Source organism: Agrobacterium sp. ST15.13.013 (assembly GCF_027956525.1).
Taxonomy (GTDB): domain Bacteria; phylum Pseudomonadota; class Alphaproteobacteria; order Rhizobiales; family Rhizobiaceae; genus Agrobacterium; species Agrobacterium salinitolerans.
Genome location: NZ_JAQKGP010000001.1, coordinates 280,462 through 304,916 on the forward strand (window position 1 = coordinate 280,462; position 24,455 = coordinate 304,916).

The 24,455-nt window shown below is 59.6% G+C and carries 22 protein-coding genes and 1 pseudogene; 14 read left to right on the forward strand and 9 right to left on the reverse strand.

The annotated features are described in order from the left end of the window. Nucleotides 1-40: 40 nt before the first annotated feature. The 10 genes and pseudogenes from PL597_RS01360 to PL597_RS01405 all read left to right on the forward strand — a co-directional run bounded on the left by PL597_RS01360 (nt 41) and on the right by PL597_RS01405 (nt 9,858). Complete coding sequence (locus PL597_RS01360) at nt 41-1,636, forward strand: ABC transporter substrate-binding protein (RefSeq protein ID WP_269823544.1); 1,596 nt, start codon at nt 41-43, stop codon at nt 1,634-1,636. 117 nt (nt 1,637-1,753) lie between these two features. Further along, nucleotides 1,754-2,830: a DUF917 domain-containing protein gene (locus tag PL597_RS01365; RefSeq protein ID WP_137411575.1), complete on the forward strand. Its 1,077-nt coding sequence runs from the start codon at nt 1,754-1,756 to the stop codon at nt 2,828-2,830. Continuing rightward, nucleotides 2,827-4,365, forward strand: a complete 1,539-nt coding sequence (locus PL597_RS01370; RefSeq protein ID WP_271364452.1) for a hydantoinase/oxoprolinase family protein — start codon at nt 2,827-2,829, stop codon at nt 4,363-4,365. The genes PL597_RS01365 and PL597_RS01370 overlap by 4 nt, the downstream gene beginning before the upstream one ends. A gap of 45 nt (nt 4,366-4,410) precedes the next feature. Further along, nucleotides 4,411-5,355: an isoaspartyl peptidase/L-asparaginase family protein gene (locus PL597_RS01375; protein ID WP_269833852.1), complete on the forward strand. Its 945-nt coding sequence runs from the start codon at nt 4,411-4,413 to the stop codon at nt 5,353-5,355. A gap of 13 nt (nt 5,356-5,368) precedes the next feature. Continuing rightward, a pseudogene (locus PL597_RS01380) lies at nt 5,369-5,744 on the forward strand (LysR substrate-binding domain-containing protein); the annotation flags it as partial. 30 nt (nt 5,745-5,774) lie between these two features. Next, entirely contained in the window at nt 5,775-5,936 is a 162-nt protein-coding gene (locus PL597_RS01385; protein ID WP_271364486.1) for a hypothetical protein, read from the forward strand. Between the two features lie 148 nt (nt 5,937-6,084). After that, nucleotides 6,085-7,014, forward strand: a complete 930-nt coding sequence (locus tag PL597_RS01390; protein WP_271364453.1) for a sugar ABC transporter substrate-binding protein — start codon at nt 6,085-6,087, stop codon at nt 7,012-7,014. Nucleotides 7,015-7,062: 48 nt separating this feature from the next. Continuing rightward, the gene (locus tag PL597_RS01395; RefSeq protein WP_077985053.1) at nt 7,063-7,251 is read left to right on the forward strand and encodes a hypothetical protein; all 189 of its coding nucleotides are present in this window, start codon (nt 7,063-7,065) and stop codon (nt 7,249-7,251) included. 1 nt (nt 7,252) lies between these two features. Beyond that, nucleotides 7,253-8,794, forward strand: a complete 1,542-nt coding sequence (locus PL597_RS01400) for a sugar ABC transporter ATP-binding protein (protein WP_077985052.1) — start codon at nt 7,253-7,255, stop codon at nt 8,792-8,794. Between the two features lie 32 nt (nt 8,795-8,826). Beyond that, on the forward strand, nt 8,827-9,858 hold the full coding sequence (locus PL597_RS01405) for an ABC transporter permease (protein ID WP_077985051.1): 1,032 nt from the start codon (nt 8,827-8,829) through the stop codon (nt 9,856-9,858). Nucleotides 9,859-9,938: 80 nt separating this feature from the next. Here PL597_RS01405 and PL597_RS01410 read toward each other — a convergent pair whose 3' ends face one another. Then, complete coding sequence (locus tag PL597_RS01410) at nt 9,939-10,694, reverse strand: gamma-glutamyl-gamma-aminobutyrate hydrolase family protein (RefSeq protein ID WP_137411579.1); 756 nt, start codon at nt 10,692-10,694, stop codon at nt 9,939-9,941. Nucleotides 10,695-10,998: 304 nt separating this feature from the next. On the opposite strand from PL597_RS01410, the gene PL597_RS01415 reads away from it, so the two are divergent. Next, a complete protein-coding gene (locus PL597_RS01415) occupies nt 10,999-12,096 on the forward strand; it encodes a TRAP transporter substrate-binding protein (protein WP_271364454.1) in 1,098 nt (365 codons plus the stop codon). Nucleotides 12,097-12,242: 146 nt separating this feature from the next. Here PL597_RS01415 and PL597_RS01420 read toward each other — a convergent pair whose 3' ends face one another. Together PL597_RS01420 and PL597_RS01425 are read right to left on the reverse strand one after the other, a co-directional pair. Further along, nucleotides 12,243-14,108 (reverse strand): TRAP transporter large permease, encoded by a 1,866-nt coding sequence (locus tag PL597_RS01420; protein ID WP_269823547.1) that lies wholly within the window; start codon nt 14,106-14,108, stop codon nt 12,243-12,245. A gap of 1 nt (nt 14,109) precedes the next feature. Next, the gene (locus PL597_RS01425; RefSeq protein WP_236760805.1) at nt 14,110-14,679 is read right to left on the reverse strand and encodes a TRAP transporter small permease subunit; all 570 of its coding nucleotides are present in this window, start codon (nt 14,677-14,679) and stop codon (nt 14,110-14,112) included. A gap of 418 nt (nt 14,680-15,097) precedes the next feature. On the opposite strand from PL597_RS01425, the gene PL597_RS01430 reads away from it, so the two are divergent. Together PL597_RS01430 and PL597_RS01435 are read left to right on the forward strand one after the other, a co-directional pair. Continuing rightward, nucleotides 15,098-15,322, forward strand: coding sequence for an aa3-type cytochrome c oxidase subunit IV (locus PL597_RS01430; protein WP_003524572.1), 225 nt, complete (start codon nt 15,098-15,100; stop codon nt 15,320-15,322). A 70-nt stretch (nt 15,323-15,392) separates the two neighbouring features. After that, nucleotides 15,393-15,926, forward strand: a complete 534-nt coding sequence (locus PL597_RS01435; RefSeq protein WP_165691340.1) for a hypothetical protein — start codon at nt 15,393-15,395, stop codon at nt 15,924-15,926. A gap of 16 nt (nt 15,927-15,942) precedes the next feature. On the opposite strand, the gene PL597_RS01440 is transcribed toward PL597_RS01435, so the two are convergent. Beyond that, nucleotides 15,943-17,196 carry an NAD(P)/FAD-dependent oxidoreductase gene (locus tag PL597_RS01440; RefSeq protein ID WP_271364455.1) on the reverse strand — a complete coding sequence of 418 codons (1,254 nt, stop codon included), beginning with the start codon at nt 17,194-17,196 and terminating at the stop codon, nt 15,943-15,945. A gap of 317 nt (nt 17,197-17,513) precedes the next feature. Here PL597_RS01440 and PL597_RS01445 point away from each other — a divergent pair, with 317 nt between their 5' ends. Then, entirely contained in the window at nt 17,514-19,250 is a 1,737-nt protein-coding gene (locus PL597_RS01445; protein WP_077985044.1) for a methyl-accepting chemotaxis protein, read from the forward strand. An 83-nt stretch (nt 19,251-19,333) separates the two neighbouring features. On the opposite strand, the gene PL597_RS01450 is transcribed toward PL597_RS01445, so the two are convergent. From PL597_RS01450 to PL597_RS01470, 5 genes are read right to left on the reverse strand one after another with little or no spacing between them, the layout of a single operon-like run. Next, entirely contained in the window at nt 19,334-20,650 is a 1,317-nt protein-coding gene (locus tag PL597_RS01450) for an LLM class flavin-dependent oxidoreductase (protein WP_271364456.1), read from the reverse strand. A gap of 18 nt (nt 20,651-20,668) precedes the next feature. Continuing rightward, nucleotides 20,669-22,015 carry an MmgE/PrpD family protein gene (locus tag PL597_RS01455; protein ID WP_271364482.1) on the reverse strand — a complete coding sequence of 449 codons (1,347 nt, stop codon included), beginning with the start codon at nt 22,013-22,015 and terminating at the stop codon, nt 20,669-20,671. Between the two features lie 4 nt (nt 22,016-22,019). Continuing rightward, nucleotides 22,020-22,820, reverse strand: coding sequence for an amino acid ABC transporter ATP-binding protein (locus tag PL597_RS01460; protein ID WP_137411584.1), 801 nt, complete (start codon nt 22,818-22,820; stop codon nt 22,020-22,022). A 12-nt stretch (nt 22,821-22,832) separates the two neighbouring features. Beyond that, the gene (locus PL597_RS01465; RefSeq protein WP_271364457.1) at nt 22,833-23,615 is read right to left on the reverse strand and encodes an amino acid ABC transporter permease; all 783 of its coding nucleotides are present in this window, start codon (nt 23,613-23,615) and stop codon (nt 22,833-22,835) included. After that, complete coding sequence (locus tag PL597_RS01470; protein ID WP_137411585.1) at nt 23,612-24,355, reverse strand: amino acid ABC transporter permease; 744 nt, start codon at nt 24,353-24,355, stop codon at nt 23,612-23,614. The genes PL597_RS01465 and PL597_RS01470 overlap by 4 nt, the downstream gene beginning before the upstream one ends. Nucleotides 24,356-24,455 lie beyond the last annotated feature (100 nt).

Consider the following 24,455-nt stretch of genomic DNA (forward strand, 5'->3'; position numbering starts at 1 on the left):
TAAGCGGGGCCAATGACCCGCAATAAAGAGGAGAACGATAATGAAAATGCCTGTAGTTTCTTCCCGTCTCGCCGCGCTGGCACTCGGCACGGCGCTTACGTTGCCGCTTATCTCTTCCGCATCCTTTGCGGAAGACAAGGTGTCGGTGGCGGTCAACACCATGCAGATATTCAGCTCGCTCGACCCGGCGAAGGTGACCGATTACACCGGCTACATGGCCATCGTGAACATGTATGACGGTCTGACCACGGTGAACGCCAAAGGCGAAATCGTGCCGCATCTGGCGAAATCCTGGGAGATTTCCGAGGACGGCCTGACTTACACCTTCCACCTGCGCGACGATGCGAAATTCCAGGATGGCACGGCGGTAAAGGCTGCCGATCTTGCCTGGTCGATCCAGCGTCTGCTCGGTATCAACAAGGGGCCGTCGAACCTCATCGTCGGCGTGCTGAAGCCCGAAAACGTCACCGCGCCTGACGATGCCACGCTGGTCATGAAGATCGAGCGCCAGTTCTCGCCCTTCATGGCGGCGACGCCGTTGATGATGGCGATGAACAAGACGCTGATCGAGGCCAATGCCAAGCCCGAAGACAAATGGGGTGAGGCCTATGTCGGCGAACATTCCGCCGGTTCCGGCCCCTACAAGCTGGTCAGCTACAATCGCTCCGCCGATATGGTCATCGCCCGCAATGCCGATTATTTCCTCGGCTGGACCAAGGGCAAGCCGATCGATGAAGTGCGCTTCGTGCAGACCAGCGACGACGCGACCGTCAAGGCACTGGCGGAAAAGGGCGAACTCGGCCTGTCCTCACACGGGCTTGGCAACGACACCTATGAATCCATCGGCCGCATGAAGGGTTACAAGCTGATCCAGACCCGCACCGCCGGCGGTTTCGTCATCAAGCTCAACACCAAGGTCTATCCGACCGACGACGTTCATGTGCGCCGCGCCATCGCCTATGCGACCGACTACAAGACGATCCAGGAAGTGATCTATCCGGGCTTCGATATGACGGGTCCGCTTTCCGACGCGTTCAAGGACGCGCATAATGGCGATATCCAGCCGGGCGTTTACGATCTGGAAAAAGCCAAGGAAGAGCTGGCGAAGTCGAAATATGCCGGCCAGAAGATCACGCTCGTCAACAGCTACGTCGCGTCGCTCGCCTTTGAGGCCGAAGTGGCGCTGCTTCTGCAATCCAGCCTCGAGCAGATCGGCATCACGCTTGATATCAAGCCGGAGCCGTGGAACCGCATCGTCGAGCTTTCTTCCAAGCCGGAAACGACGCCGGCATCGACGCAGGTGAATATTTCGCCGACCTATCCGTCGCCGGATGCGATGTTCTACAACCAGTATCACTCCAAGGCATCCGGCACCTGGATGTCGATGGAATGGTTGCAGAATGCGGAAATCGACGGGCTGATCGACAAGGTTCGCGCCACCACCGATGTCAACGAGCAGAACGCCACCTACAAGGAACTGCAGACGAAGATCGTTGATCTTCAGCCTGACGTCTGGGCCGTTGCGCCGAACCGCCGTTATGCGGCGAACAAGTGCCTTCAGGGTTACGAGTTCATTCCCATGCAGAGCTGGGACCTGAACTTCTCCAACTTCCATTGGGACTGCAAGGCGGAGTGATCTTCGTCTCATGAAAACCGGCCCCGCCCAGACGGCGGGGTTGGCCAGACTTGGAACTTCAAAGGGAAGGAGCATCGCCTGCGGCCGGAAAGGCTACGGCATGCCCGAGGATGACGCATGATCCAGGAATTTTCCGAAGACGATATCGAACCTCTCGCCACCGGCGCCTGGATTCTGGGGACGGGGGGCGGCGGTAACCCCTATCTCTCGACGCTCAATCTGCGGCGTCTCTATGCCGAGGGGCGGCGGGTAAAGGTCATGGACCCCATGGCGCTCGCCGACGATGATATGGTCGCCGTCGTCTCCAAGATGGGTGCGCCGCTTGTCGGTCAGGAAAGACTGGGGGACCCCGTGCATCTCGCCCGTGCGGTCGAGGTGATGGAGGATTATCTCGGCAAGCCGTTCCGGGCGATCATGAGCGTGGAGATCGGCGGTTCCAATGCTCTGTCGTCCTTCCTCGCCGCCGCCGTGCTCGACCGGCCGGTCGTTAATGCCGATGCCATGGGACGGGCCTATCCGGAAGCGCAGATGACATCCTTCGCCATCGGCAACCTGCCGATGTTTCCGCTGTCGCTGGTCGATGTGCGCGACAATGAGGTGATCGTGACGCGCGCGGCTTCGTGGAAATGGATGGAGCGCATCTCGCGCAAGGTCTGCACGGAGGTCGGCTCAACCGCCGCCACCTGCAAGGCGCCGCGCACCGGCAAGGAAGTGAAGGAATGGGGCATTCATTACACCGTCACCCAGGCGACAAAACTTGGACGCGCGGTGATGGAGGCGCGTGCGCGTCATGACGATCCGGTTCAGGCGGTTCTCGACCATGAGGGCGGCAAGCAACTGTTCCGCGGCAAGGTTGTTGATGTGGCCCGTGAGACCACCGGTGGTTTCCTGCGCGGCAGCACGACCATTGAAGGCGTCGATGCCGACCGGGGTTCGCGCATGGAGCTGGCCTTCCAGAACGAATGGGCGGTCGCCTTCCGCGATGGCCAACCAGTCGCCATGACGCCGGACCTGCTTTGCCTTCTCGATACGGTTTCCGGTGGCGCCATCGGTACGGAATCGGTGCGTTACGGTCAGCGTGTCACGGTTGTCGCCCTGCCTGCGCCGGAACTTTTGACGACACCTGCCGGCATCGCCGCCGTCGGTCCGCGCGCCTTTGGTTATGACATTGATTTCAGATCGGTATTCCCATGAAACGCATCGGTATTGACGTTGGCGGCACCAATACGGATGCCGTTCTGATCGATGGCGACACCATCGTCGCTTCCATCAAGGTTCCGACCACGCAGGATGTCCTGTCCGGCGTAAAGTCGGCGCTCGCTCATGTGGCGGGCCACGTAGGCGCGGCGGACCGGCCGATTGATGCGGTGATGATCGGCACCACCCATTTCACCAATGCGGTGGTGGAGCGCGCCCGACTGGAGCGGGTTGCGGCCATCCGCATCGCGTTGCCCACCGGTTCCTCGCTTCCGCCCATGTGCGACTGGCCTGGGGATCTGCGCGATGCCGTCGATCCGCTGATCTTCATGGTCCATGGCGGCCATGAATATGACGGCAGTCCGCTGGTGCCCATGGTTCCCGATGAAATCCGCGAAGCGGCGATGAAAATTCGCGATGCGGGCGTCACCTCCATCGCCATTTCGGCAACTTTCTCGCCGCTGACGACGGAGTGCGAGGTGCGGGCTGCGGAAATTGTCCGTTCAGTCATTCCCGATGCACGCATCACGCTTTCCCATACGCTTGGCCGTATCGGGCTTCTGGAGCGGGAGAATGTCGCCCTGCTGAACGCAGCGCTGCAAACGCTCGGCAAGACCACGGTGCAGGCATTTTCGGATGCGCTGCGCGAAGCCGGTGTGAAGGCGCCGTTTTATCTGACCCAGAATGACGGCACCGTGGCGCTCGCGGATGTCGCGGCTGCGAACCCCGTACACAGCTTCGCTTCCGGCCCGACCAATTCGATGCGCGGTGCGGCCTTCCTCACCGGGCTTTCCGATGCCATGGTGGTGGACGTCGGCGGCACCACTTCCGATATCGGCTGCCTTGTCGGCGGTTTTCCACGGGAGGCGAACAATATCGTTCATATCGGTGGGGTGCGCACGCTCTTCCGTATGCCCGATCTTCTGCCGATTGCGCTCGGCGGCGGTACTATCGTCGACCCTGAGACGGGCAAGATCGGTCCGCGCTCGGTCGGTTATCGCATCCTGACGCAAGCCCGCGTTTTCGGCGGTGAGACGCTGACGACATCGGATATCGCCGTTGCCGCCGGCCTGATCGAGATGGGTGACCGCGACCGTGTAAAAGACCTTGATCCGGCATTCGTGCAGGCCACACTTCAACGCATCCGTGACATGGTGGCGGACAGCTTCGACCAGATGAAGACCTCGGCCGAGGATGTGCCGCTCATTGCCGTCGGCGGCGGGGCGTTCCTTATCCCAGAGCGGGTTCCTGGAGCGTCGGAAGTGCTGCGCGTGGAAAATGCCGGCGTTGCCAATGCGCTGGGCGCAGCCATGGCGCAGGTTTCCGGAGAGATCGATCAGGTCTTTTCCGGCCTGAGCCGCGATGAGGCCCTTGCGAAAGCCGAGACCGAGGCGCAGAACGCGGCGGTCGCGTCCGGCGCGGAGCGGGCAAGCCTCAAGACGCTTGAGGTGGAGGACATCCCGATCGCCTATCTGCCTGGCGGCGCTCGCAGGGTGCGCGTGCGGGTCATCGGCGATATCGCCTTTCATTGACGGGAAGAGGCCCTGCCGCTGGCGGGGCGACGAGGGAGTGAGCACATGACGAAGATCGCACTGGCCATTCACGGTGGTTGCGGCGTGATGCCGGAAGACAGCATGACGGCCGGGGAGTGGGCTGCCGCGCGCGATGATCTGGCAGCGGCGCTGCGCGCCGGTTATGGCGTGCTGAAGGCTGGCGGAACCGCGCTTGAAGCGGTTGAGGCGGCGGTCGTCGTCATGGAGGACAGTCCGCATTTCAACGCCGGTCACGGGGCGGCGCTCAACGAAAACGGCATTCATGAACTCGATGCCTCGATCATGGACGGCGCGACGCTGGCGGCGGGCGCGATCAGCGCCTCCCGCGCCATTCGCAACCCGGTAAAGGCGGCCCGCGCGCTGATTGCGGATGAGCGTGCCGTCTATCTGACGGGGGAGGCGGCCGACTGCTTCGCGAGGGAAAAGGGGCTCGCCACCGAGCCTCAATCCTATTTCACCACGCAAAAACGCCTTGAGGCACTGGCAGCGATGAAGCGCCATGCCTCCGCCGGTACCGAAGCGACGGAAAACGAAAAGCACGGAACCGTCGGGGCTGTGGCGCTCGATGCGGCGGGGCATCTCGCCGCCGCCACCTCCACCGGCGGCTACACCAACAAGCCGGATGGGCGGGTTGGCGACAGCCCGGTGATCGGGGCCGGCACCTATGCGCGTGATGGGGCCTGCGCCGTTTCCGGCACCGGCAAGGGCGAGTTTTTCATCCGTTATGTCGTCGGCCACGAGATTGCGTCCCGCGTCGCCTATCTCGGGCAGGATCTGGAAACCGCCGCCGGCAATCTCGTCCACAAGGATCTGGCGCCTTATGAGATCGGTGCCGGTCTCGTTGCGATCGATGCCGAAGGTGGCATTGCCGCGCCTTACAATACCCCCGGCATGTTCCGCGGCTGGGTGACGCCATCAGGAGAGGCATGCGTGGCCACCCACGACACGGTTTATGAGGTGGAACTGTAACCGGCAACCATACCGGCTACCTGGCCACGCCGAGGATCTGCGCAATGGCGCGGCTGGCCCGAAAATCGTCCGCATCGGCCTGCCGAGCAGCATGTGGGAGAATTTCGCGCCCGCCATGCTGATCAATTATGTCAGGGATTTTTCCGGCGTTCGGATAGAGACTTTTTTTGAAACGACGACCGCCATCAACAAGTTCGTCGGCGAACGGGTGATCGATCTCGGTTTCCTGCGTATGGAAGGCGAGATCGGTCCGGGCATCGATGTCGAGCGTCTCGCGCCCGGCAAAAGCGTCTCTGTGGTCCGGGAGGATCATCCCCTGGCCGCGCTTGACGAAATCACCGTCAAGGACCTGCGCAAACATTCCGCTCATTCTGATCGGCCGGCAGCGATCCCCTCTTCGATCCGCGTGTGGTTGCCGAATGAAAAAGTTCACACTTAACGGGCAGGTCGGCGGCTTTTTCACCGCCCACCTGCTCACCAGCGCCGTGACCGGCCTGTTCTGGACGCCTTGTGATCCTATGAAGCTGGGCTTTGCCTCGCTTTTGCATCGCTCTGTAACAAGGTCACGAAGAAAGCATTGACGATCAGGCCAAAAATGGAATAAATATATCGGGCAGGCAGAAATTCGGTTTCATTATTCCGTTTTCTGATGTGAGGAGGTTGCGGCGGGCTTTAAGGTCCGCCTCCGGCTGGGAGAGGCGGCGCCGGACGCCATGGAGGAGAAAAACAATGAGGAAATTTATCATCGGCGCAGCCATGTCTGTGCTTCTCGGTACAGCGGCCCACGCGGAGACCATCGGTGTCTCGATGGCGCTGTTCGACGACAACTTCCTGACCGTGCTGCGCAACGGCATGCAGGATTATTCCAAGGAACTGAATGGCGTCTCGCTGCAGGTCGAGGACGCGCAGAACGACGTCGCCAAGCAGCAGAGCCAGATCCAGAATTTCATCGCGTCCAAGGTCGATGCGATTATCGTCAATCCGGTTGATACGGATGCGACAGCGGCCATGTCGAAGCTCGCCGCCGACGCCAAGATTCCGCTGGTTTACGTCAACCGCCAGCCGGTGAACGTTGATAGCCTGCCGGACGGCCAGGCATTCGTTGCCTCCGACGAAACGGTTGCCGGCACGCTTGAAGCGAAAGAAGTTTGCCGCCTTCTCGGTGGCAAGGGCAATGCGGTCATCATGATGGGCGAGCTTTCCAACCAGGCGGCGCGCATGCGCACGCAGTCTGCGAAAGACGTTCTGATGGCAGACGAATGCAAGGGCATTTCGGTTGTTGAAGAGCAGACCGCAAACTGGCAGCGTACGCAGGGTTCCGACCTCGTGACCAACTGGCTCTCCAGCGGCATCGAATTTAACGCCGTCATCGCCAACAACGATGAAATGGCGATTGGCGCGATCCAGGCACTGAAGGCCGCAGGCAAGGATATGAAGAGCTATGTCGTTGCCGGTGTTGACGCCACGCAGGACGCCCTTGCCGCCATGCAGGCGGGCGATCTGGATGTGACGGTGTTCCAGGATGCGGCAGGCCAGGGCAAGGGTGCGCTCGATGCTGCGTTGAAGCTCGCCAAGGGCGACAAGGTGGAGAAGAAGGTCTACATCCCGTTCCAGCTCGTCACGCCTGAAAACGTCAAGGACTACGTGGCCAAGAACTAACGGCCGCCTTCCGGCATCTGCGCCCGTTCAGATTGATATTGGAGGCAGATGCCGGTTTCCGACGCCATCGAAGACAAGTTTCGGTGCGTGAGCGGATTACGATTGAATTTCAGTCAATTCAAAGTGTTGCAGCGCTTTCATGTCGTGGTCGGCATGGCGCTGCAAGCCTCCCCGGAGGCAAGGTGTGCCGTCTGGCAAAGCCTGTTTCCGGTCATTTTTGTCTATTGTGGAGGGTGAGATGGTCGTCAGTCCATCGACAATGGCCGCCGTGCGCGCCAGCGGGGCCGTGCCGAATGCGGAGTATCTTCTCGCGGCGGAAGGCATACGCAAGGAATTTCCCGGCGTCGTGGCGCTCGATGATGTGCAGTTCAAGCTGAAGCGCGGCACCGTGCATGCGCTGATGGGCGAGAATGGCGCCGGGAAATCGACGCTGATGAAAATCCTGGCTGGCATTTATCAGCCGGACAGTGGCGAAATTCGCCTGAAAGGCGCCGGCATACGTCTCGATTCTCCGCTCGATGCGCTGGAAAACGGCATTGCCATGATCCATCAGGAACTGAACCTGATGGCCTATATGACGGTGGCGGAAAACATCTGGATACGACGCGAGCCAAAAAACCGGCTGGGCTTCATCGATCACGGCGAAATGTATCGTCGAACCGAAACGCTGCTTCAAAGGCTCGGCATCGATCTCGACCCGGAGACCCGCGTTGGCGAGCTTTCGGTGGCAAGTCGCCAGATGGTCGAGATCGCCAAGGCTGTTTCGTATGATTCCGATGTTCTCATCATGGACGAGCCGACATCGGCGCTGACGGAGCGCGAGGTCGAGCATCTCTTCCGCATCATCCGCGATCTCCGGGAACGCGGCATCGGTATCGTCTACATCACCCACAAGATGAACGAACTGTTCGAGATCGCCGATGAGTTTTCGGTTTTCCGCGACGGCAAATATATCGGCACCCATGCGTCGACCGAAGTCACGCGCGACGACATCATCCGCATGATGGTGGGTCGCGAAATCACCCAGATGTTCCCTAAGGAAGAGGTTCCGATCGGTGACGTTGTGCTTTCGGTCAACAATCTCACGCTCGACGGCGTTTTCCATGACATTTCCTTCGAGGTGCGCGCCGGTGAAATTCTCGGCGTCGCCGGTCTCGTCGGATCTGGCCGCTCCAATGTTGCGGAAACGGTGTTCGGTGTAACGCCCGCGTCCAAGGGCACGATTGCAATCGACGGCAAGCCGGTTTCGATCGACAGCCCGACGAAGGCTATCAGTCACCGCATGGCGTTCCTGACGGAGGATCGCAAGGATACGGGATGCCTGCTGATCCTGAACATTCTGGAGAACATGCAGATCGCCGTCCTGCAGGACAAATATGTCGCCAATGGTTTCGTGCAGGAAAACGCGCTGTCGGAAGCCTGCGAGGACATGTGCCGCAAGCTCCGGGTCAAGACGCCGCATCTTTACGAGCGTATCGAAAACCTGTCTGGCGGCAACCAGCAAAAGGTGTTGATCGGCCGATGGATGCTGACCAAACCGCGCATTCTCATTCTGGATGAGCCGACGCGCGGCATCGATGTCGGGGCGAAGGCCGAAATCCACAAGCTGGTTTGCGAGATGGCGCGCCAGGGCGTCGCCGTGATCATGATTTCATCCGAAATGCCGGAGGTTCTGGGTATGAGCGACCGCGTCATGGTCATGCATGAAGGCCGGGTGACGGGCTTTCTTGATAGAAGTGAAGCCACGCAGGTTAAAGTGATGGATCTCGCATCGCGGTGAGGCGCGCCGGGATTTCTCGAGGAGGAATAACTATGAATACGAACGCCGCCGCCAACACAGAGTTGGACGCAAAATCCGGACGCAAGCCGCACCGGCGCATCCCGCCCGAAGCCAATATCTTTTTCGTGCTGATCGGCATCGCGCTGGTCTATGAAATTCTTGGCTGGATTTTCATCGGCCAGAGCTTCCTCATGAACCAGCAGCGCCTGACGATCATGATCCTGCAGGTCTCGGTGATCGGCATCATCGCGGTTGGCGTGACCCAGGTCATCATCACCGGCGGTATCGATCTCTCTTCCGGTTCCGTCGTCGGCCTGACGGCGATGCTCTCCGCCAGCGTGGCGCAATCCTCAACATGGCCGCGGGCGCTTTATCCGGGCTTGACCGATCTGCCTTTCTTCATACCGCTCGCGGTCGGCATATTGGCCGGTACATTGGCGGGTTTCATCAACGGACAGCTCATCGCCCGCACCAAAATCCCGCCTTTCATCGCAACGCTTGGCATGATGGTGACGGCGCGTGGTCTTTCCAAGTGGTATACGAAGGGCCAACCGATCTCCGGTCTGACTGATGGTTTCAATTTCATCGGCACGGGCATCTGGCCGGTCGTGGTGTTCCTCGTTGTCGCCCTCATCTTCCACGTGGCGCTACGTTACACCCGTTACGGCAAATTCACTTACGCTATCGGCGCCAATCAGCAGGCGGCCCGCGTGTCTGGTATCAATATCGAAGCGCATCTGATCAAGGTCTATGCCATTGCTGGCATGCTCGCCGGTCTTGCCGGTGTTGTCACCGCCGCCCGCGCACAGACGGCGCAGGCCGGCATGGGCGTAATGTATGAACTCGACGCCATTGCCGCAGCCGTCATCGGTGGCACATCGCTCGCCGGCGGCGCCGGCCGGATCACCGGAACGGTGATCGGCACCATCATCCTCGGCGTCATGACGTCGGGCTTCACCTTCCTTCGGGTGGACGCCTATTATCAGGAAATCGTCAAGGGCCTGATCATCGTGGCTGCGGTCGTTGCGGACGTCTACCGACAGAAGAAACGCGCAAAGCGCTAAACCCTCCTCCCAGACTTGGGGCAGGCCTTCGGGCTTGCCCTTTTTTTATGTTCTTATGAGCCGGGGGGATTAATGGCGGATTATGCCTTGCTGTTGCGATAGTCGTGGACCGCCTTGCCGAAGGCCTCGAACAGCGCCCGGGAGGGCGCATCCGTCTCAGCCCAATATTCCGGATGCCATTGCACGCCGACGGCAAATCCGTTGGCGTCGATGACGGAGACGGCCTCGATGGTGCCGTCCGCGGCTGTCGCCTCCACCTGCAGGCGTGGCGCGGTCTCGGCGATTGCCTGCCGGTGCAGCGAATTGATCTGGATTTCGCCCGACATGCCAAGATGCTGCGCAATGCAGGAGCCTTCACGCACATGCACCGGCTGGCGGATGGCGAAGGCCACGTCGCGGTCGTCATGCTCCGGTTTTCGGTGATCCCATATGCCGGGCTGTTCCTGAATTTCGGAAGCGAGCGTACCGCCAAGCGCGACGTTCAGCTCCTGAATGCCGCGGCAGATGGCCAGCATCGGGATGCCGCGTTCGATGGCGCGGCGGATGAGCGGCAGGCTGGTTGCGTCGCGGGCCTGATCGAAGGGGCCGTCGCTCTCCTGCGCTTCTTTTCCGTAAAGGGAAGGGTGGACATTGGTGGCGGAGCCGGACACGAGCAGGCCGTCCACCCTGTCGAGAATGGCGTCGACCTCGTTCCCGTCCTCGAAGGCCGGGACGATGAAGGACATGACGCCAGCGACTTTCAGTGCAGCGGAAACATACTGGTTCTGCGCGGCGTGCCAGTCGGCTCCGGTGAAATGCCGGATGTCTGCGGGAACGGCGATAATGGGTTTTGGCATGGTGGCTCCGGGACGAATCTTCGAAATTTGTGCGACTGCCGGCGGGTCAAGTCAAGCATACGTTTTGCGTTCCGGAGGGTCTTTATGCGCCTAAAGTATAAGGCGATGCCGGGATATTTCAGTTGAAAATAAAATGCGAAGAAAAGTTCCCGAAGAATCCCGGAAAGGCCGGTATTTCTGCGATTAATTCTTGGTGCGGGTGCTTGTCAGCCGGGTCGTAACCGTGCTTACTTTGCTGCGATGCCTGAACAGCACCGAGGGGAATTCAAAGCTGCGGGCAGCGTTCATATCTGGGAGGATATAGATGGATCGCCGTTCCTTTATCAAAAAGGGCGCGCTTGCGGGAGCTGCAACGGCAGCTCTGGCTGCGCCCGCCATTGCACAGCAGAATACCAAGATCACCTGGCGCCTGACGTCGTCGTTTCCGAAATCGCTGGACACGATCTATGGTGGCGCGGAAGATATTGCCAAGCATGTTGCAGCCGCAACCGACGGTAATTTCACCATTCAAACCTTCGCCGCCGGCGAAATCGTGCCCGGCCTGCAGGCCGCCGATGCGGTGTCTTCCGGCACGGTGGAAATGTGCCACACCTGCTCATATTATTACGTCGGCAAGGATCCGACCTTCGCCATCGGCACGGCGATACCTTTCGGCCTCAATGCCCGCCTGACCAATTCATGGTTCTATGAAGGCAACGGCAACAAGCTGCTCAACGAGTTTTACGCCAAGCACAATCTCTATGGCATGATTGCGGGCAATACCGGCGCCCAGATGGGCGGCTGGTTCCGCAAGGAAATCAACACCGTCGACGATTTCAAGGGCGTGAAGATGCGCATTGCCGGTCTCGCCGGCAAGGTGGTGGAAAAGCTGGGCGTGGTGCCGCAGCAGATCGCCGGCGGCGACATTTATCCAGCACTGGAAAAAGGCACCATCGACGCGGCGGAATGGGTCGGACCTTATGACGACCACAAGCTCGGTTTCTACAAGGTGGCCAAATATTATTATTACCCAGCCTTCTGGGAAGGCGGTCCGGTCATCCATTCCTTCGTCAATCTGGAAAAATGGAACAACCTGCCGAAGAATTATCAGGCTGCGTTGCAGGATGCCTGCGCTTTCGCCAACACCAGCATGATGGCGAAATACGACGCCAAGAACCCGACCGCCGTGCGACAGCTGGTGGCCGAGGGAGCTGTGCTGCGGCCGTTCAGCCAGGAAATTCTTGAGGCCTGCTACAAGGCGGCGCTGGAAGTTTATGCTGGCATCTCGGCTAACAACCCTGATTTCAAGAAGATTTATGAGGATCAGGTGGCCTTCAAGCGCGAGGGTTATCTCTGGATGCAGCTTGCGGAATATACATTTGACACGTTCATGATGATTCAGCAGCGCAACGGAAAGCTGTGATCTTTCGGTAAAAGGCGGACCGGACAAAAAGCCCCGGAGATTTCGGTCTCCGGGGCTTTTTGTGTCTTTGTTGCAATGGTTCCAAGGTGGGGTTTTCAAGGGGGCGCGGCTTCGGACGACGTCCCTATTGATGCCGCGCCGCGCCGTTACGGTCCGATCTTCGGCGGTTGGCTGAGATCGGGCTGGCTATTCTGCGCAGGCTGCTGGGGTTGCGGTCCACCCAGGTTTAGGGGCGGCAGGCCAAGGGAGGGCGGTGAGGTCGGCGCACCGCTTTCCTGACCCGACGGCGCCGCCGCGGGGCCGCCGAGATTGAGCGGCGGCAAGCCCATGGATGGCTGCTGCGGAGAGGCGCCGCCGCCGCCAAGCGGTGGCAGGGACAGGCCGCTGCCTCCCGGGCCACCGGGTATCTCGATCTTGACGCTATTGGGATCGACGCTGGTATGGCCGCTCTTGTAGGTCAGCACCAGGCCGGGGAATGCGATGACGACAAGGATCATCACGAACTGGATGACGATATAGGGCAAGACGCCCCTGTAGATCTCCGTCGTTTTTACACCAGGCATTTTTTTGCCTGTCACCTTATCCACCCATGCGGCGTTCGGGGCGATGGAGCGCAGGAAGAACAGCGAGAAACCGAAGGGCGGTGTCAGGAACGAGGTTTGCAGATTGATGCCGAGAATGATGCCGAACCAGACGAGATCGATCCCGAGCTTGTCCGCGACCGGTGCCAGCAACGGGACCATGATAAAGGCGATTTCGAAGAAGTCGAGAAAACAGCCGAGAATGAAAATAATGATCGTGACCACGACCAGAAAGCCGTATTCGCCGCCGGGCAGGGCAAGCAACAGTTCCTCGATCCAGACATTGCCGTTGATACCATAGAACGTAAGGCCGAAGACGCGTGCGCCGATGAGGATCATCATGACGAAGGCAGAAAGCTTCGTCGTCGCATCCAGCGCATTCTTGATCGTCGCAAGCGAAAGCCTGCCCTTGGCAAGTGCGAGGATCAGCGCCCCGGTCGCGCCCATTGCGCCGCCTTCTGTTGGCGTCGCGATGCCGAGGAAGATGGTGCCGAGCACAAGGAAGATGAGCGCCAGCGGCGGCACAAGAACGATAATGACCTGTTCCGCGAGGCGGGAAATGACCTTCCTGCTTGCGATGCTGTTAAAAAGCGCAACCAGATAAACCGTGAAGACGGCGAAGGCGAGTGCAGCGACCAGTCGCCACTCCGGACTGGCCATGCCCGTGAAAAGGAGGTGCATTCCTATGAAATAGAGCGCCACCGAAACGGCGATCATCACGAAAAGCGAGGTCACGCCGTTGCCGAGCGTGCGCGCTTCTTTCGGAAGGGCAGGGACGAGCGACGGTTTGAAAATGGAGACTGCGAAAATATAGGCGCAATAGCTCGCGATGATCAAAAGAGCGGGATAAAGAGCGCCGACATACATGTCGCCGACGGAGCGGCCGAGCTGGTCCGCCATGACGATCAGGACGAGGGACGGGGGGACAATCTGCGCAAGAGTGCCCGAGGCGGCGATCGTACCCGCGACGAGGGGGCGATTATAACCGTATCGCATCATGATCGGCAGCGAGATGAGCCCCATGGCCATCACGGAAGCCGCCACAACGCCAGTGGTGGCTCCCAGCAGCGCGCCGACGAGAATGACCGCATAGGCGAGGCCGCCGCGGATCGGGCCGAATAATTGTCCTATCGTATCGAGAAGATCTTCCGCCATGCGGGATCGCTCAAGAATGATGCCCATGAACGTAAAAAACGGGATCGACAGCAACGTATCATTATACATGATGCCGTAGATTCGTTCGGGATGGGATTGCAGCAGCGGCCAGAAGAGGCGGATTTCAGGGGAAATCCATGAAAGCTCCACGCCAAGCACGAAATAAATGAGGCCGCCGGCGGCAAGCGTGAAGGCGACAGGGTAACCCAGCAGCAGCAGCAGCATCACGCTACTGAACATCACCAGCGGCAGGTTATGCGCAATCAGATCTATCATGTCAGCTCCCTGCCGTTCCGTTGGTTTCCGTGTCGGTTTCCGAAAGCACCGTTTCACGCGGATCGGCAATATATCCGGCAATCACCGCATAGCGCTTGATGATCTCCGAAAATGCCTGAACCAGAAGCAGGGAGAAGCCCAGAAGGACGACGAGCTTGGCAGGCCAGATGATCAGGCCGCCGGCATTGGAGGACATTTCTCCGGAGTTGAAGGAATTCCAGAACCACGGCCAGGCGAGATAGGACATCAGGCCAGCGAAGGGGACCAGGAAAACAATGTGAAGGACGAAGTCAACGATGTCACGTGTGCGCTTCGACCATGTGGAGGACAATATGTCGATCCTGACATGCTCGTTCTTCAGGAGCGCGTAAGCCGCCGCCAGCATGAAAACAGCGCCATAGAGATACCATTGCACTTCGAGCCATGCATTCGACGATATGTCGAACATCTTGCGCACCACGGCGTTTGTGGCGCTGATCAGCACCGCCGCTAGCAATAACCAGGACACAGATTGACCGATAACCGTGGTGACCGTGTCAACGGCCCGGCTTATTCCCAATAAGAACTTCACTTTCCCCTCCTCAGGACCAGAGCCAGGGTCCGGTCCGCAGCTTTTTTATCGGCGTTTTATTTGCCCTGTTGCCTGGCAAGTCCGATTTTTTTCTTGTTTGCAGGTGCTTATTCAACAGCATTTCAAAAAGCAACTCCGAACGGTCGCCCTTCCTCCGGGAATCCCGCACGGGCGGCGCCTGTGACTATTCATCGTGCACTTATTTTGTGTTGCGCGCTATATCATGCTCCTTTTTTGCAGCGCATTAATTTTACTTTTCCAGCCTTGCCGGAAGAGAATGGGCGGGTGACGATGCATTGCACTTCGCCACGACTTCATGTTACCTCTGGCGATGGAGAATCCGGCATGGGCCCGAGATCGTCCACGGGCAGATTTCCCGTATGGCGGGCATGGCGGATGGAGCATAAGGGGAAGCGGAATGAGCGAACACCACACAGGTCCTGTCGAAGTCGGCGCCGAAATGAACTACGCCGAGCACGAAAAGACCTATAACGGTTTTCTGGCCTTGACGAAGTACGGCACGATGATGCTGTGCGTGCTGATGCTGGCCATGGTCGCCGGTTTCTTCACCACTGCCGGCTTCCTTGGCGGCCTGGTCGTCTTCGTGGTGCTGTCGGCTGCGGGTTTCTTTCTGCTGCGCTGAAAAATCCTGTTCATGAGCGGTTCCCTTTCCGGGGGCCGGGCGGATGCCGGATAACCGGAAAGGCCAGGTCATGAAGCGTCTGCTCTATTGTCTGTTTCTGCTGGCGGCGATTGCGCATCCTGCTTTGTCACGCGATCTCTCACCTGCAGAGCAGGAGGGGCTTCGCACACAGATCGAGCGCTTCCAGACGGCTTTGAGCGCGCAGGATTTTGATGTCGTCGGCAAGACTGTACCGCCGAAAATCTTTGAATTCATCGCCCGCGACGCCGGCATTACCGTGGAGCAATTGCGCGGCGCTTTGACCGCGCAGATGCAGATGGCGCTCGCGGCGGTCAAGATAACCGAATTCACCATGGATATGCAGGCGATCAGCCTTGCGCAAACGCCTGATGGAACGCCCTATGCCCTCATTCCGACCAGGACGGTGATGGAAACCGGCGGCCAGACGATCGAGGCGAAATCCCATACGCTGGCGTTGATGGACGGTGCAGACTGGTATTTGCTGCGGGTAAGCGACCAGCAGCAGGTCACCATCCTTCGCAAGGTCTATCCGTCCTTCGCCGAGGTGGCGTTTCCGGACGATTCCATGCAGCCGGTGAAATAGTCCCGTCTTCCTGAACTCAGGAAAAACGCCCCGGCCGGAAAGGATCGATCGAGATTTCCGTATCCTCCCCGCTGGCCAGTTGCGTCACCAGACGGGCTGTGGCTGCCGATTGCGTCAGCCCGAGATGGCCGTGTCCGAAGGCATAGATGACGGACGGCGTGGCGCGCGCCGTACCGATGACGGGAAGACAGTCCGGCATGGACGGCCGGAATCCCATCCATTGTTTCCCGCCTTCCAGTTTGAGGCCGGGCAGGAAACGTCCTGCTTTTTTCAGCATGGCTTCGGCACGGCGGAAATTCGGTTTCAGTTCCAGCCCGCCAAGTTCGACCGCGCCGCCAATGCGGATACCTGTCGATAGCGGGGTGACCACGAAACCATGGTCGTTGAAATAAAGCTGGCGCGTCAGGTTGAAAGCGTTGGGGGAAAGGGTGGTGTTGTAACCACGTTCCGTTTCCAGCGGCACGATGCTGCCAAGCGTCGCGACAAGTTTTCTCGACCAGGCGCCGCAGGCGATAACCACCCTGTCGGCATCGATCTTGTCACCATTTTCCAGCGTCACGATCGTACTTTCGCCGACAGCATCAATGCGTTCGGCCTCGCCCTTGCGCAGGCTGGCGCCGCGGGCGATTACCAGATCGAAAATGGCACGGGTGAAGTCGTAAGGGTCGGAAACCTGCAGACCGTCCGGCGAAAACATGGCATGGCGGAACTGGTGCGCGAGACCCGGTTGAAGTTCCTCGATTTCGGGGCGGCCGACGCGCTGGAAGGTGAAGCCGGCGCTTTCCTTTTCGTCCCAGTCCCTGCGGGCGGCATTGAGACTTGCCTCGCTGTCGTAAAGATCGAGCGTTCCGGTTTTCGAAACGAGGTGCGAGACTTCAGGCATCGCCGCGACATGGGCCATTTCCATGGCAGCGAGCCGGTTGAGATCGGTAAGTGACTTCAGCCCATGGCGAAAGCTGCGCTCGGCGCTCGCCCGCCAGAAGCGCCACAGCCAGGGTGCGATCTTCGCCGCATAGGCCGGCGGCACGCTAAGTGGGCCGAGCGGATCGAACAGCCAGCGCGGCGCTTTTTTCATGATTCCGGGAGCGGGAATGGGGATGATTTCGGGGAAGGCCAGAATGCCGGCATTGCCGGAACTCGCGCCCCGGGCAACCTCGCCGCGCTCAAGAAGCACCACTTCGCGTCCGGCATTCTGCAGATAAAGGGCCGCCATGGAACCGATAATGCCGGTGCCGATCACCAGCACATCGCATTTCAGGGTTTTGGTCATCGGCGCTCCTGCAACACAAATCTTTCAACCCCGCATAACAATGAATGCCGCTGCGATGAAAGGCCGTATCGTGTTGCTGGCGCAGAAATATCAGCACTGTGGCAAATAAGCGGTCCGAAACAGACAAGGGGAATATATTCGCGGTGAAGCAGATTGGCAGTTTAATGAGGTTCAAGACCGATAGTTATAGTTCATTATTAATCGCTATTTAACGGTATCCGGCTAGTTTCGCGTACAGTCGGGCCAACCGCTTTTCATCTTATATTTCGAGGGTGAAAGAGGTCTGCATATGGGTTGCTGTTTGAGGGTTCAAAAAGATGTCTTACTTTTCTAAACTTGGTCCGGACGCTTCTGCAGTGCTTGATGCGCTTGGCCGCTCGCAGGCCATCATCGAGTTCGATCTGACCGGCAAGATTTTGAGAGCGAACGATAATTTCTGCAAGACCGTCGGCTATCAGCAGTCTGAAATCGTTGGGCGTGCCCACAGCATGTTCCTGTCTCCCGAAGATTCGGCATCGCCTGAATACAAAAGCTTCTGGGCGAAGCTGTCGCGTGGCGAATACGATCAGGGCCAGTATCGTCGTCGCGCCAAGAATGGCGACGAAATCTGGATCGAGGCTTCCTACAACCCGGTGTTCCGTTTCGGTAAACCCTACAAGGTGGTCAAGATCGCAACCGACATCACCTCGATCAAGCGCAGGAGCGCTGAGGATAACGGGAAACTGGCGGCGCTCTCCCGCGCGCAGGCCATGATCGAATTTACGCCCGATGGAAAAATCCTCAGCGCCAACGAAAATTTCCTCGCGACGCTCGGTTACACCGCGGAAGACATCATCGGCAAACATCATTCGATGTTCTGCGAGCCGACCTATGCCCAGTCCCAGGACTATCGGGATTTCTGGAAAGAACTCGGAAAGGGACATTTCTCGACGGGGCAATTCATGCGCCTTGGCAAGGATGGCAAACGCGTTTTTATTCAGGCCTCCTATAATCCGATCATCGATGATCGGGGTCGTGTCTTTAAGGTCGTGAAATTCGCTTTCGATGTGACGGACCGGATGCATGCGGTCGAGGAACTTGGTGCTGCGCTCGAGCGGCTTTCTCAATGCAATATCCGCATTACGCTGGACAAACCCTTCGTCGGCGAGTTCGAACGACTGCGCCGCGATTTCAATAAATCGATCGCTGAATTCCAGAAGACGCTGGAAAACGTTCTTGGCCAGACCGGAGACCTGACCCGCAGCAGCCAGGAGGTCAGCGAAGCCTCCGTCAATCTCGCCGAACGTTCGCGTGAGCAGGCGGTGGCGCTTGAGGAGACCTCGGCAGCACTCGAAGAAATCACCGCGACGGTGCGTTCGTCGACTGAAAACATGAAAGAGACGCGCAAGCTGGTTCAGAGCGCGCGGACATCCACCGTGGCCTCCACCGAGGTCGTGGAGCGGACAGTCGACGCCATGCAGCGTATCGAGACGGCCTCGCGGGAAATCAGTCAGATCATCGGTGTGATCGACGAAATCGCCTTTCAGACGAACCTGCTGGCGTTGAATGCCGGTGTGGAGGCCGCGCGGGCGGGCGATGCAGGTAAAGGTTTTGCCGTCGTGGCGCAGGAAGTGCGCGAGCTGGCGCAGCGTTCCGCCAATGCCGCCAAGGAAATCAAGGCGTTGATCAACAATTCCGGGACCGAGGTTCTGGAAGGCGTCAGGCTGGTGGGCGAAACCGGCGAAGCGCTGAAGCAGATCGACGCGCTGGTCAGGCACATTGACGGCAATGTCGACATGATCGCCAAGGCGGCTGACGAGCAGGCTGCCGGCATCAGCGAGATCAACAAGGCAGTCAACCGGCTGGACCGGATGACGCAGGAAAACGCGGCGATGAGCGCCCGCACCACGGTGATCAGCACCACGTTGGCGCAGGGAGCGGATGCGCTGGCACAGCTCGTCAGCCTCTTCAAGCTGAACCGCCGCACAGTCCAACGCGAGGACGGATCGTCCACCCGCTCGGATACCGCCAATACCACCCGGCGCGACAAGCCATCGGCACGGGCGGCCGCGTAAAGGAGCAGGCTCAGGCCCGCTTCAGCTTGAGAATGAGATCCGGTGGATGCGGATGCCTTTGAACGGGCATCCGCATGGCTTTTTTACCGCAGCGCCGGCCTTGCGATACCGAGATGGTCGCGCAGCGTCGAGCCTTCGTAGTCCTTGCGGAACAGGCCGCGCTCCTGCAGGAGTGGAACGACCTCGCGGTTGAATTCCTCCAACCCGCCGGGGAAGAAGGGCGGCATGACGTTAAAGCCATCGGCCGCACCGTTTTCGAACCATTCCTGCATGCGGTCGGCGACATCCTTGGCCGTGCCCATGACGATATGGTGGCCGCGACCGGCGGCGACGCGCAGCGCCAGTTCCCGGATCGTCAGCTTTTCGCGGCGCGCCAGTTCGGTCAGAAGTTCGGCGCGGCTGCGCAGTTGGTCGGAAATCGGCAGGTCCGGCAGCGGGCCGTCGAGATCGTAATCCGTGAGGCTGTGGCCGATGCGTTCCTCAAGCAGCGGCATGGCGCTCTTGATATCGGTCCAACGGTTCAGTTTCTTCAGTTTTTCGCCAGCCTCTTCAAAGCTCATGCCGATAATCGGCATGAAACCGGGCATGACGGCGACGCTGGCCGGATCGCGGCCGAATTTCGCCACGCGAGCCTTGAGGCTGGTATAGAAGGCCTGTGCTTCGGAAATCGCCTGCTGGGCGGTGAAGACGATATCGGCGGTGCGGGCCGCGAGATCCTGCCCGGGACCGGAAGAGCCGGCCTGGATGAGAACCGGGTGGCCCTGCGGCGAGCGCGGAATATTGAGCGGCCCCTTGACCGTGAAATATTTGCCTTCGTGGTTGAGGATATGGACTTTCTCTGGATCGACGTAGCGGCCCGCCTGCTTGTCCTTGATGAAGGCGTCATCATCCCAGCTGTCCCAAAGGCCGCGTACCACATTCACATATTCTTCCGCCACCGCATAACGCTCGTCATGCTCGGGATGGTCCTTGGAAAAATTCGCCGCCGTGCGAGCGTAAGAGGTGGTGACGATGTTCCACGCCGCGCGGCCATGGCTGAGATGATCGATGGAAGCGAAGGCGCGGGCGGTGTGGTACGGCTCGCCATAGGTGGTGGAGGCGGTGGCGGCCAGACCGATCTTGTCAGTCACCATGGCAAGCGCCGCCAGCAACGTCAGCGGCTCAAAGCGCGCGATCATGGAAGGGTGGGCGTCGACGCCGCTGGTGAGGCCGTCGGCGAGGAATACCATGTCGAATTTTGCGGCTTCCGCCATTTTTGTGACGCGGGTGAGCAGATCCAAGTTCTCGCTACCGGCCTCCGCATCGGGGTGACGCCAGCCGGAAACGTGGTGCCCGGCGCCTTGCAGGAAAAGGCCGAGATGCATCTGTCTGTCGCGGGTCGTATTGGTCATGGGGATCATGCCTTCATGTCGGTCGAGTTATATGTCAGTTGTCAGAAGCGCCTCGAGCTTCCGGAGGTCGGTTGCGGTCTTCATGCTCCGCACCAGTGCCGGGATGCTGGCGAATTTTTCATTGCCGCCGGTCGCATCAGCAAATTTTTCGGTCGGGTCATCGATGCCGGGGAGGCCGTCGACACGGCGTGACAGCACCGTGCCGTCCTTCTTCGTCACGTCGATGATCACGAACCGGGTGGTCGGATCGGGCGAGAGGCGGCGGGCGGTTTCGTCATGCCGGCGTGAGACTTTTGCGGAAAGGGCAAGAAGGTCAAGGCGGGTCGGGCGTTCGTCGAAATGGCCGATGCCGAGCGCTCCATCCGTCAGCGCGGCGGCAAAGACATATTCGGCGCTGAAGCGTGCATCGATGCCCGTCGCGGGCGTGGCCGAGCCAACGAGGGCGGCATCGCCGCCCGGCGGGAAGGTGATGGTGACCGTTTCGATCTCATCTGGCGTCAGATCGTGGTTGTTGCGCAACGCCAGCGCGCCGACAGCAACGGGATGGCTGGCGGTGCAGCACGGAAAAGCCTTGAGGGTGAGGCCGGGCGAGACGATCTGCCAGGGTGCGCCCCAGCCGGAGAGTACACGTTTCGGCTGCTCGGCGCCGAAGGCGTAGGCGGAATAAAAACCGATGGGGTTTTCCAGAAAATCTGGCGCGCCCTGAAAGCCCGATCGCGCCAACCGCGCAGCAGTGAGGCCAGCGCGGGCGGCAAGCCCTGCATGCAGCGGCTTAGCGTCGAACCCGAATTGCAAACGAAGCCCGGCCGATTGCGTGGCCGCGAGCCCGAGTGCCACGGCCGTGGTCTGCAGATCGAATTTCAGGAGATGGGCGATCGCTGCTGCCGCGCCGATGGGGCCGAGCGTAGCGGTGGCGTGGAAGCCGTTTTCGTAATGCCTGGTGCCGAGCGAGAGGCCGATCCGCGCCATGGTTTCAAGCCCGACGATATAGGCGGCGATGAAGGCATCCGCCGTTGATCCCTCTTCGACCGCAATAGCCAGCAAAGCCGGGATGATGGCGACAGTGGGGTGGCCGCGCACGCTGCCATGGACATCATCATAGTCGAGCACATGGCCGGCATGGCCGTTGATGAGGGCGGCGGTAAAGGCATCCGTGCGAAGATCGTGGCCGATGATTCCGGCTGCGCCCTGTATGCCGGACGTGAAGGTATCGATCAGGATTTTCGTGCTTCTGTCGGCAGCGCCGCCCAGCACGCAGGCGAAAAAATCGATCAGCGCCGTGCGGGCGATGGTAACAGCCTCTTCGTCACGCAGGGGGTCAGATGCGGCAATCGCTTCGGCCAGACGAAGGGTGAGTTTTTCCTCGGCGACCATGGCGTCAGATCCCTTCACCGTCATTCACCCGCGCCACCTGTCCGCCAAGACCCTTGACGAAGGCGTTGATGCGCGGATTGGTCGACTTGTAGAAGATATGCTCCGGCGTGCCCTGATCGACGATCAGGCCGTTTTCGGTGAAGACGATATTATCGCTGATTTCTTCGGCAAAACGCATTTCGTGCGTGACGAGAATGCTGGTCATACCGTCATTGACGAGATCGCGGATGACGGCGAGCACTTCGCCCACGGTTTCCGGGTCGAGCGCGGAAGTGACCTCATCGAACAACACCAGTTCCGGCCGCATGGCAAGTGCGCGGGCAATGGCCACGCGCTGCTGCTGGCCGCCGGAAAGCTGGCCGGGATAGGCATCGACCTTCTGGGAAAGGCGCACTTTTTCCAGCAATTCGCGGGCATGTCGCTCGGCTTCCGCCTTCGGCGTGCCGAGAATCTTGATTGGTGCAATGGTGATATTTTCCATCACCGTCAGATGCGGAAAGAGATTGAACTGCTGGAAAACGATACCAATGCGCTTGCGCAGTGCAATGCGCTCAGCCTCGGTCTTCAACTGGTCCACGCGGGTGCCGCCGACGGTGATCTTGCCCGATTGCGGAATGAGCAGGCCGTTGATGCAGCGCAGGATGGTGGATTTGCCGGAGCCGGAAGGGCCGATGATAGAGACGGCGTCGCCTTTGTTGACCGTAAGATCGATGCCCTTCAGGACCTGATTGTCGCCGAAGGACAGGTGTATGCCTTCCAGTTCAACCAGAGCTTTTTCGGCGGTTTGTGGTGCGGGTGCGGACATGGCGTGTTCCAATCAGCGGGAAGCGAAGCGCCGTTCCAGGCGCTGCGTGAAACGGGAGACGGGATAGCAGAACAGGAAGAACGCCATCAGAACGGTGAGATAGACCACGACGGTGAAATCGTTGCGCTGCACGGCGGTACTGGCGTCCGTCGCGGCGTGCAGAAGTTCATGCACGCCGACCAGCGAGGCGAGCGCCGTACCCATGGTGATCGACGCGTAGAGGTTCATCCATGGCGGCAGCGAACGTTTCACGCATTGCGGCAGGATGATCCAGCGCAGCGTCTGGTTGTGCGAAAAACCGAGGCCCTGCGCCGCTTCCCATTGCGCCGTCGGAATGGACTGGATGGCGCCGCGGGTGATTTCGGCGATATGGGCGCTGGCCGGAATGGCGAGACCGACGACGGCCTTGATCCAGTCCGGGAAGGGAATGTAGTTGCCGAAGGCGACAATCTCGAAGGGGAAGATGTAGGTCGCGGCAAAGATCAGCACCAAATGCGGCGCGTTGCGGAAGATTTGCACATAGGTAAGCGCCGGCGCGCGCACGAGACGATAGGGCGCAAGCTCCATGATGCCGAGTAGGACGCCGATGAAGGTGCCGATGGCGATTGCCAGAACGCTGATCAGCACGTTCATGGCGAAACCCTTGGCAAGATAGGGCAGCCATTGCAGCAGCACCTGGCCGAGCGAGGGATCGAGGATCAGCCACAGGATGACCGATATCACCACCCCGAGCAGCAGAATGGTGCCGAAGGGCGGCTTCCTTACCGCCTGTGTTGGAGAAACCACCGCACTCATTGACCAAACCCCGGAACAGCAAGACGCCGCTCCAGCCAGAGACCGGCCCTTGCGACGATGAAATTGATGACGCTGAAAAAGATGAGGATGACGAGCATCAACTCGACCACATTGTCGCGCTGGGTCCAGATCAGGATTGAGGCATAGGTGATTTCACCCACCGCAATGGCCGAGCCGACCGTGGTGAGCTTTACCAGATTGACGAGGTTGTTGATGATGGAGGGCAGCGCCGTGCGGATCGCCAGCGGAAACTCCACATAGCGTAAAATCTCGAATGAACTGAAACCGATCGCGCGCGCCGCCTCGATGGTGGTGGCCGGCACCGCCTCGATACCACCGCGCAACGCTTCCGCATGGAAAGCGGCAATATGCAGGCCGGTGATGGCGACCACCCAGAAAAAGGGTGTTAGCGGATTGTTCTGCGCGCCGCCCAGCGCATTGGAAATCAGCATGTTAAGCACGAGGAACCCGCACATCAGCTGCACCAGTGTCGGCGTGTTGCGTGTCAGTTCCACATAGGCGCGCACGGGACCGGAAAGCCAGCTCTTGCCCGATGTCAACATGGCCGCGAAAATGAAGCCGAAGACGAGGCTGAGCGGCAAGGTGACAGAGACGAGGATGAGCGTCATCTTCATGCCGTCAAGCCAGATCTGAACCTCATACCCGCTGTTCAGAAAATCATAGTTGAGGCCGAAATGCGCAGCCAGTTCTATAAAGCGCGCTGTAAGTGAATCCTGCATCGGAAATCCATGCTTTTATTGCGGGCGCCGCCTCGCGAGCGGCGCCGGAATGGCCTGCCGTTTTGCAGAGCGAAAAAGAACGACAGGCGAAACCGGTCGT